General features: G+C 35.5%; 8 protein-coding genes. 2 read left to right on the top strand and 6 right to left on the bottom strand.

All coding sequences use genetic code 11. The features are described 5' to 3' along the window. Positions 1 to 126: 126 nt before the first annotated feature. From IV57_RS08865 to IV57_RS08840, 6 genes are all read right to left on the bottom strand, one after another. On the bottom strand, positions 127 to 2,052 hold the full coding sequence (locus IV57_RS08865; protein WP_083488943.1) for a copper-translocating P-type ATPase: 1,926 nt from the start codon (positions 2,050 to 2,052) through the stop codon (positions 127 to 129). Positions 2,053 to 2,064: 12 nt separating this feature from the next. Beyond that, entirely contained in the window at positions 2,065 to 2,436 is a 372-nt protein-coding gene (locus IV57_RS08860) for a cupredoxin domain-containing protein (protein WP_057881165.1), read from the bottom strand. A 217-nt stretch (positions 2,437 to 2,653) separates the two neighbouring features. Next, entirely contained in the window at positions 2,654 to 3,289 is a 636-nt protein-coding gene (locus tag IV57_RS08855) for a pentapeptide repeat-containing protein (RefSeq protein ID WP_057881164.1), read from the bottom strand. Positions 3,290 to 3,375: 86 nt separating this feature from the next. Next, on the bottom strand, positions 3,376 to 3,660 hold the full coding sequence (locus IV57_RS08850) for a SemiSWEET family transporter (RefSeq protein WP_057881167.1): 285 nt from the start codon (positions 3,658 to 3,660) through the stop codon (positions 3,376 to 3,378). Continuing rightward, positions 3,647 to 4,840: an MFS transporter gene (locus IV57_RS08845; RefSeq protein WP_057881163.1), complete on the bottom strand. Its 1,194-nt coding sequence runs from the start codon at positions 4,838 to 4,840 to the stop codon at positions 3,647 to 3,649. The genes IV57_RS08850 and IV57_RS08845 overlap by 14 nt, the downstream gene beginning before the upstream one ends. Positions 4,841 to 4,999: 159 nt before the next feature. After that, positions 5,000 to 6,025: an AraC family transcriptional regulator gene (locus tag IV57_RS08840; protein ID WP_057881162.1), complete on the bottom strand. Its 1,026-nt coding sequence runs from the start codon at positions 6,023 to 6,025 to the stop codon at positions 5,000 to 5,002. A gap of 142 nt (positions 6,026 to 6,167) precedes the next feature. Between IV57_RS08840 and IV57_RS08835 the strand changes: the two genes are divergently transcribed. Together IV57_RS08835 and IV57_RS08830 are read left to right on the top strand one after the other, a co-directional pair. Beyond that, a complete protein-coding gene (locus IV57_RS08835; protein ID WP_057881161.1) occupies positions 6,168 to 7,871 on the top strand; it encodes a glycoside hydrolase family 3 protein in 1,704 nt (567 codons plus the stop codon). Between the two features lie 7 nt (positions 7,872 to 7,878). Next, the gene (locus IV57_RS08830) at positions 7,879 to 10,686 is read left to right on the top strand and encodes an alpha-L-rhamnosidase (RefSeq protein WP_057881160.1); all 2,808 of its coding nucleotides are present in this window, start codon (positions 7,879 to 7,881) and stop codon (positions 10,684 to 10,686) included.

Genomic DNA, 10,686 nt, shown 5'->3' with positions numbered 1-10,686 from the left:
TTTTTATGGAAGACGGCAGTGTAATAATAACTTCGTTAATTTATACTTTAACAAATCATGAGTAAAAACCGTTGTTCAGATTACCACAGCTTTTTGTTTTAAGTGAAAACTTATGTTGCAGGTTTTTTATGCAATTTTACCATCGGTGGAAATTTTAGCCTTATTAAGTAAAACTGAACTTGTGACAACTGATAGAGAACTAAAGGCCATCGCCAATCCAGCTAATTCGGGACTAAGTGTCAAACCAATTGTGAAAAACAATCCGGCGGCGACTGGAATTCCCAGAACATTGTAGATAAAGGCCCAGAACAAGTTGAGCTTGATTCGGTTAAAGGTCTTTTTACTCAACTCTAAAGCTTTAGCAACATCACGAAGATCATTTTTAACTAGGACGATTCCTCCGGATTCAATCGCAATATCAGTTCCTGAACCCATGGCAATTCCGACATCAGCCATGGTCAGAGCTGGGGCGTCGTTGATTCCATCACCCACAAAGGCAACTTTACTTTCTTTTTGTAATGCCTGAACATGATCAGCTTTATCACCTGGCAAAACATCGGCGATAACTTCATCAATCCCAACTTGCTTGGCTATTGCTTGAGCCACTCGAATATTATCACCAGTTAACATAACAGTTCTCAATCCTCTTGCTCTTAAAGTAGCAATTGCTGCTTTAGAAGTTTCTTTCGGAGCATCTTGGATTGCAATCAAGCCGATAATTTTTTGATTCATGCCGACAAAAACAACTGTTTTAGCAGCGTTTTGTAATTGAATCATTTGTTGTTCCATAGCTTTGGTAATTTTAACATCAGCTAACAGCTTATCATTTCCCACAAAGGCCTCGTGGTTGTCAACTATTGCTTGAACACCTTTACCCTCAATTGCTTGGAAATTATTTGTGGTAGCAGGAGTAATTTTCAACTCTTTGGCACGATCCAAAATAGCTGTAGCCAAAGGATGTTCAGATGATTCTTCCAATCCAGCAGCGATAGCTAGAATTTGTTGTTCATCACCGATAATGTCGGTAACTTCTGGTTTACCGTTAGTAATAGTTCCAGTTTTATCAAAGACAACTGTTTTAACATCACTAACTTCTTCCAAAACTTCACCATTCTTGATCAAGATACCCATTTTGGCACCACGACCAGTTCCAACCATCAAGGCAGTTGGTGTTGCTAATCCTAAGGCACATGGACAAGCAATGACGACTACAGAAACTGCAAAGATCAACGCATTGGCCAATGTAGCGCCAAGGAAAACGTACCAAACTAAGAATGTTGTAATTGAAAGAATTAATACTATTGGTACAAAGATTTCCGATATTTTATCAGTTAATTTTTGAATTGGAGCATGACTATTTTGAGCTTTTTTAACTAATTCAACAATTTGTGACAACATCGTTTCATTTCCAACTTTTTCGGCTCGGAACATGAAGGTACCCGTATTATTGATGGTAGAACCAATAACTTTGTCGCCAACCACTTTATCAACTGGCATACTTTCACCAGTCACCATCGATTCATCAACTGTTGAATTACCATCAGTAATGACACCATCAACAGCCACTTTTTGACCTGGTTTTACTTTGATGATATCGCCAGCGACGACGTCAGAAAGTGGAATTTTAACCAATTGACCATCACGTAAAACTTCGGCCTCTTTGGCTTGTAGATCAACTAACTTTTCAATCGCATTTGAAGCATTGTTACGCATTCTTTCTTCAAACACTTGTCCAAGTAACACGAAAGTTACTACGAAAGCTGCACTTTCAAAAAAGACTGCCTGATTAGTGAACATAGCGTAAACACTGTAAAAATAGGCCGTGGCAGTACCGATTGCAACTAAAGTATCCATATTAGAATGATGCTTTTGAAAAGATGCCCACGCACTTTGCAAGAATGGTCGAGCTGAAACTGCCATAACGATGGTTGTTAAAATTAATTGCGTCCAGGCACCACCTGGTACCATCCAACCAAAGGGCATCATAACCATTCCAAGTAACATTGGAAATGAGAAAATCAGTGAAATCCAGAAACGTTTTGTAATTGTCATCATTAATGCCCCCTATTTAATAATCAACTTGCCATGGAACATATCCATACCACAAGCCCATTGGAATTCTCCAGGTTTAGTTGTATCGATTTTAACTGATTGTTGTTCATTTTGTGGTAATTCTTTATTGATACCAAAATCTGAAAAGACTACTCGATCCAAACAACTTGATGCATCTTTTCTAGTAAAATTGATAGTCGCTGGAACACCTTTCTTTAAAGTAACTACTTCTGGTGAATAACCACCCTTAACCTCAATATCAACTGTTTGGTTATTGTCAGTTACATCCGCTGTAGCTTGAGCCACTTGATGTTTACCGAAAAACCACCATAGAATAAAACCAATAACTGCTAATCCTACTAATAACACTATAATTTTTGTCATATTTTTTCTCCTCAATTCACGTTTACACTTGTAATCTACAAAAACCATCATATTATCAAAGTCTACATTTGTCAACTATAAGAATTAAGTGTTAGGGAAAACATAACTGTTTTTAACTTTAAACTTGCAGTACAAAGAATACCTCATCAATTCAAAGTACGGATTGATGAGGTATTCTCGTTGGCGCTCGAAAACTAAATGTGTTTTGTCCCACCCCCTAATAGATTACTGTTATACCAAGGAAATAACGGGCTAAAAAAGCTGCTTGTTCACTATTAACTTTTAAACCTCGAGCCAAATCCTGATCAATATCAATCGATTCAAAATGACAACTGCTTAAGTCAAGTCCTCTTAATTTAGTCCCTAAAAGATTCATCTTATCTAATTCACAGTTTTTAAAATTAATTTTATTCAGTTTATTTTCGTTAAAACTAACATCCTTTAAACTACTATCGTTGAATTGAACAACTTTTAAATTGAGTTTATTCAGGTTAGCCAAATCCAACAAACAGTTGTTAAAAATCACATTATTCAAATATGAACTATCAAAATCAGTTCCCATCATCTTACAATTTTGAAATTCAACGCGATAAATACTGGCCTCATCAAAAACACAATTTGATAAATCGCAGCCTTTAAAAATTACATCAGTTAACTCCAATTTATTAAAATTACAGCCACTAAAAGATACATGGTCCAAAACTGTCTGTTCAATGATTGGATGACTGATGTTTTGATTTTCTACAAAATCATTCTTCAAATCCTTATTAGTTAGTAGAAAATCCTCTTCGTTAAAGATATCGAAAAATGAACCAGTTTCTAAATAGTCCTCATTGATTTTGGGATGCTCCATAATTGATTGTCTCCTTTGTTAATACACTCTACTAAAAATACTAACAGATAACATAAAAAAAGAACCTGTCTATTAGACAAGTTTTTTTAAAGTGCTGTTATAAATGTAATTAAACCTAAAACAATTCCTGGAAGATTTGCTATTATAACTGGCCAATCTTTCTTCGGTTTTAATATTCCATATGAAACCCAAAGTATACTGTTCAAGGCTGCACATAATGGTTGTAACGGATTTCCTTTAACGCCACTTAAATTATTCATAATTTGGGGAATATAGGAAACATACATCAAAATCGAAAATACCGTTGCTAATCTACTAACATAGAATAATCCATTTTTACTTAAATTATTCGTTATTTTAGACTGTGGCATTAACAGAACCAACTTTTTCAACTCTCTTACCAAATTTACTGATAAATAGGAGAATGAACATTAATGCTGACAAGATAATACCAGTTACGAATGATCCATCACCCGCTGAAATATGAACCAATGAAATAATTACAGGAGCAAACATTCCCGCAATTGATGAAATGAAAGTATTCATAGCAATTGCGACGGTAAATTGTTTTTCATTAGTTAAAATTGATAATTCGTATGGAAGTGTGGCATTAACTAGTACAATTCCAACACCTGAGAACATGTTTCCAACAATATGAAGGGCAATATTATTCGTAAATAGGATCAATACAAATGACAACATGAAGGCAATGAACCCCCAAGCAATAGTATTTGTTTTAGTGAATTTACGAATGTACTTAATAAATACCGCCGTGATAATACCACCAACATTACCAATAGCTGTAACCATAGCTACATATGCTGTCCCCTTACCTTGTGATGATAAGACGATCGATTGATTAGTCATGAACAACATCATACATAATGATGTCACAAAAGTGATACCAAGTACCAAATATACATGACCATTCATTGCACCTAAGATTGATTTCAAATTGTTCTTTTTAGATGATCCATCGTTAACTTTCGATAATTTAACATCTTGTGGTACTAAGAAAAATATCATTACAATAACTACAATAGATAAACCATAGATCCAGAACAGATTATGCCAATCAGCTCCACCTAAAAGACCACCGATAGCTGTGAAAAGCATCATACCAATATTATTAGCACCAACTGCCCAACCCATGGCTGTGGCACGTTCCTCACCTTCGAAATTATTTTGAAGAAGAACGGGACTAACGTTACTAATAATTCCAGCACCAAATCCAACTAAGACCATACATGCCAAAATAATATTTAAACTACCACCATAAAAGGCCGGAATTAAACCAAATACACCAACAATGGCAACAGCTAAGATACCAAGGTTCTTACGCGTTAATTTAAATGCCAAATAACTGAATACAACCGTTGCGATTAACTGACCTAGTTGTGCAATTGAACCAATCATTTGTACTTTAGAAATCGGTTCACTCGGGAACGATTTTGCGATAGCAGCAATTGCAGCACTAGCTGCTGATGTTGACATCAATAATAAATTCATACTTAAAATACCAAGAATTAATGGAATCTTTTTCTTATTCATAAAACAGCCTCCAGAATATGTTTACGCTTTCATTTCTTTACATTTCTAATCATATTCTGTTCGGCCTCATTCAGCCATATTCAAATTTAAGTTAAACTATGTTCATTTCACAGATGTCCTATTTTCTTATCTTTATATAATCAATCTAAGTCATAACAATCATTGTGCATTAGAACGGGCTTTCTTCCGATAAATATCTGGGGAAACATTCAATGTGTTCTTAAATATCTTATAAAAGTATGACGGATTCTCATATCCAACTTTAAAAGAAATTTTCTCTATGGGTGCTTCAGTATAGGTTAAATATTCTGCAGCTACATTAATTCTTTGTAAATGTACCAATTTAATAAAAGTTAATCCAGTAGCTTTTTTTAGGAATGATGACAAATAGTTTGAATTATAACCAAAATCTTTGGCCATCTTATCCAAAGTTATATCTGAATAATTCTTCTCGATATAAAGTAATAGTGATAATAAGTTAGCTGTCTTCTTATCGTCGCCTTTCCAATCAATATCCACGTTATTATAGGCTTCTCGAATTAATCTTGAGAATAAAACCATTACTTCCAAACGGATAATCTGTTCTGACTGACTGTCAGGATGATAATACTCATCAATAATTTCCCAGATAGTTTCGCTTATCTTCTTATTATGATTTGTCTTGAAAAAACTGTATCTTCCCTCACCATAATTTTTATCAGATAACAATGAAAAGAGCATCCCCGAGATATTGGTATGACTATTATTTTGAAGTAGCGCATTTAATTCATTCAATGAAAAGGCTGTATCACGTAGGGATATATTTACAACAATATCGTCAGGACCAATCGGATCAACTTTATGAATCGAGTGATTCCCAATAATCAAAACATCATCTTGTTTCAGATGTATCGGCTTATTCTTCATAATCACCGTACATCCTCCTCGTAAAGGAACCATCATTTCAACATAATTATGATAATGATAGGGGATATCAGATTCTACTGGTTGTTCAGAAATAGAAATCGAATTATTGTTTAATTGTAAACTTTCGGAATAAGTATCAAAGAACTGATAGACCGATTCCCCGTTAACATTGACCGTTGGCGTGATTACTTGTCCTTCTTTTTCAAGTCTATCCAGTACGCTTGAAAAAGATCTTGGCGAATTATTAGTTCTCAAAATATCTAAGGTACTTTTATCCATTACTATCACCCTCTATTTATGGACATTATATCCTATTTATCAAATGTGGGAAATGAACATAATTAGAATATCATTTGACAATAGTTGAGATTAATCTAAGGGCTTACACTTTAATTAAATCAATTAAGCACGGAGGAATCTTATGTTAGATTTAACAAAAACACCATATAACCTTTCAACAGAACAAATCTCTTTTGTAGAGAAACAACTAAAAAATATGTCTCTTAATGAAAAAATCGGTCAATTATTCTTTGTTATTGGTCAAGATGAGGACAATGTAAATATCTCCGAATTCATTAATAAGTATCATCCTGGTGGGATGATGTATCGTCCTGACACCTCTAAAAAAATCAAACACGAAGTCGCTATGGCTCAAAAATCTACCTCAGTTCCAATGTTTATCGCTGCTAATCTTGAAGCTGGTGGTAATGGCCTCTTGAATGATGGAACCTGGTTTGGACGTCCTATGTCAGTCGCTGCAACTGATGATGCTAAACAAGCCTTTAATTTAGGTGATATTTCTGGATATGAAGCCGCACAAGTTGGAGATAACATGTCATTCTCCCCTATCGTTGACCTTGATCAAAACTTCCGTAATCCAATCATGAACGTGAGAACCTTTGGTAGTGATAAAAGTCGTGTTATCAAAATGGTTGATGCCGAGATAAAGGGTCTTGAACAAAACAACGTTATTCCTGTAGCCAAACATTTTCCTGGTGACGGCGTTGATGAACGTGACCAACATTTGGTTAGTTCCGTTAATTCTTTAAATACCGATGACTGGATGAATTCATACGGTCAAATATATCGTCACCTAATTAAAAATGGACTTCCATCCATTATGATTGCCCATATTATGCAACCGGCTTGGGAACGTAAATTAGATCCTGGTATTGAGGATAAAGATTTACGAGCCGCTTCAACTTCCAAACTATTAATCGATGGTCTTCTACATAAGGAATTAAATTTCAACGGTTTAACTATTACCGATGCCACTCCAATGCTGGGTTACACTTCGATTCTCCCTAGGTCAGAAGCTATCCCTGCTACGATCAACGCTGGTATCGATATGATTCTCTTTAATAAAAATATCGATGAAGACTACAAATTCTTAACCGACGCCGTTAACAATGGCACTGTCTCAATGGATCGTGTTGATGAAGCTATCCGACGTATCTTTGGCACCAAACTGGCTCAAGGCATCATGAATACTGATGGCAACTTCAGCCGTGTTATTCCTGAACAGATCAATTTAAAATCTGATGAACATAAAGAGTTGACTGAAGATTTAGCCAAAAATGCCATTACATTAGTTAAAGACCGCGATAAAATTCTTCCCGTCAACAGCAAAAAATATCCCCGCGTTCGTCTAGTCGTTTTAGGTGATAACGATGACGGTGGTTTTAAGGAAGGTGGACACGTAACTTCACTTTTCAAAAAGCAATTAGAGCATCAAGGATTTAAAGTTTCATTATTCGATCGTCAGAACCTTGATTTCCACGAAGTTTTTGAGGAAGGCGTCCAAGACTTAAAAGATAAATTTGATTTAGCAATTTACGTCGCCAACATTGAAACTGCCAGTAATCAAACTACTACCAGAATTGATTGGATTCATTTAATGGCCGCTGACGCTCCTTGGTTCATGCGTTCTATTCCAACACTATTTATTTCCATGTGTAATCCATATCATCTTTTTGATCTTCCAGATATTTCAACAATGATCAATGCCTACACCGGAAACCCTGAATCAATTCAAGCTGTCGTAAAAAAAATAACTGGTCAGGAACCATTTATGGGTAAAAGTCCTGTCGACCCATTCTGTAATAGATTCGATACCAGATTGTGAGGAAATTATGAAAATCTCAAATATTCTTGTTAACCATATGACTGAACCAGTAGGTTTCGATTTAAGTGGCCTCCGGATTGAATTCGAAGTCTCAACTACCAAAAATACTAAACTACAAAAAAAGCTCGAAATATTCAATGGTACCGAAATTGTCTTCAATTCCGATTGGGAGAATTATAATAATAACTTTTTCACTCCTAAATTGACACTTCAGCCTAAAACCAAGTATGACTTTACCATTAGTCTAAAAGGTTCTGATGAAGATGACATCACAACTGGTATGAGCTTCTTTGAAACTGGAAAAATGGATGAACCTTTTGTAGCAAAATGGATTGGTAATAACAATCTGGCAATTCAAAATACACTTTTAAAACGTTCCATTAACATCAACAAAACTATTAAAAAAGCTCGAATCTACATGTCTGGACTAGGTGTTTATGAATTATCAATTAACAACAACAAGATTGGTGACGAACTATTAGCTCCTGGAGTTACCGCCTATGATAAATTGATTCAAACTCAAACATACAACGTAACTGATGCTTTAGTATCCGGTGAAAATCAACTTCAAATATCACTCGGTGATGGTTGGTATAAAGGTAACTTTGGTTTCGATGGCGGCAAAGACAATATTTATGGTAATCAACAACGAGCTATTCTAGAACTTAATCTTACCTATACAGATGGTTCTAAAGACCTGATCATAACTGATGAGAATTGGTTAACGACCTCTGGCTCAATCACTAAATCGGCTATTTACTACGGTGAAGATCTAGATGACACTATCATTCCTGATAACTGGGAAAAAGTGACTGTTCTTGATTATCCAACTAATTTACTTCAAGATCGTTTGAGCCTTCCTCTAAAGGTCCACGAATACTTACCTGCAAAAGAGTTAATCCATACTCCAAAAGATGAACAAGTAATTGATTTTCAACAAAATCACGCTGGATTAATCGAATTTTACAATCAAGAACCCAAAGGTACTAAAATAACTCTCCAAGTTGGCGAAATTCTTCAAGCTGGTAATTTCTATAATAAGAATCTCCGTGAAGCCAGAGCTACCTTTACCTATGTTTCTGATGGTGAAAACAAATGGGTTCGCCCTCATTTCACTTACTTTGGTTATCGCTTCGTTAAAGTAACTGGTAACACTAAACCATTAAGCTTAAAGAATTTCCGCGCCGCAGTCGTTTATTCAGATATGCCTATGGCCGGAGAAATCAAAACCAATAATAATGAAGTAAACCAACTTTTCAGTAATGTTACTTGGAGTCAAAAGAGTAATTTCTTTGATGTTCCAACTGACTGTCCTCAACGTGACGAACGACTTGGTTGGACTGGTGATGCAGATATCTTCTCCAGTACTTCAACCTTTAATATGAATGTTTATGCTTTCTTCAAAAAATATGCTAAAGATATGGCTATTGAACAAGCTCAGAACGATGGTCGATTATCATTGTTTGCTCCAGCAATGGGCAGTAAAGATGGTGGTGCTGCCATTTGGGGCGACGCCGCTACCATTATCCCTTGGAATATGTATGAAAAATATAATGATGATGTTATTCTCAAACAAAATTATTCCAGCATGAAGGCCTGGGTCGACTGGATTCAAAGAAACACTCATGCGGCTGACAAAGATCTCTGGACTGGCACTTTCCAATTTGGTGACTGGTTATCACTTGATGGTGAAAACCCTGCTATGCCAACTGGAAAAACTGATGAAGACTTCATTGCCTCAATCTATTATTATTATTCCACTTGGATCGTTGCCCAATCGGCTAAGGTTCTTGGTAAATCAGACGATTACAATACCTATTCTGCTTTAAGTTCCAAGATTAAACATGGTATTTTCAAAGAATACATCACTGAAAATGGACGCGTTGCTATCGACACACAAACTGCTTACGCTCTTGCGCTTTATTTCAATATTGTTCCTGATAACCTAAAAAAACACGTTGTTAATGATTTGGTCAAACGTTTAAAGAAAGATCACAATCACTTACAAACTGGCTTCGTTGGGACTCCGTTCTTATGCCAAGTCTTATCTGATAACGGTCAACACAAATTGGCAACACAGCTCTTCTTAAATGAGGATTATCCTAGTTGGCTTTATGCCGTTAAATTGGGAGCTACAACTACTTGGGAACGTTGGAATTCGGTCTTAGCAGATGGCTCTATGAACCCTGAAGGAATGAATTCACTCAATCATTATTCACTTGGTGCCATCAAGGAATGGGCCTACCGCTTTATTTTAGGTATTAATCATCAAGATAATGGTTATCAAACTGTTGCCGTCGAGCCTAAGTTTGACTATCGTTTAAAACACGTCAGTGGTCACTACATTAGTTCATACGGAAAATTAACTATTAAATATGATCTCGAAACAAACCCTGAACACTTAATAACCTTTGATATCGATATTCCTTATGGTCAAACCGTTGAATTAAGTCTTCCAAACATCGGTACCGCTGGAATCACTTTAGATAATAAAAAGGTTCTCGACCATCAAATATTATTAACTAATGGTCAACACAATATCAGTTACATCCCCAGCCATGATTATATTGGTAGATATAATTCTGAAAGTTTGATTTCACAAATTATTCCTGATTCTGAGTTATTTACCAAACTTCAACAGGAAACATCTGCCCTAAATATGTTTGCTGATAAAGAAAACGTTACTAAATTTGGTAGTTTATCTATTTCTGAAGCAAATAAAATTTTGCCATTCATTCAGATATCAGCTGATGAATTAACTAAGATTAATAATATTTTGAATCAGACGCCATTATTAAGTGAAAGGAAGCAATAA

Source organism: Companilactobacillus kimchiensis, assembly GCF_001438805.1.
In the GTDB taxonomy this organism is placed as follows: domain Bacteria; phylum Bacillota; class Bacilli; order Lactobacillales; family Lactobacillaceae; genus Companilactobacillus; species Companilactobacillus kimchiensis.
This window is presented reverse-complemented; position numbering and strand designations above follow the sequence as displayed.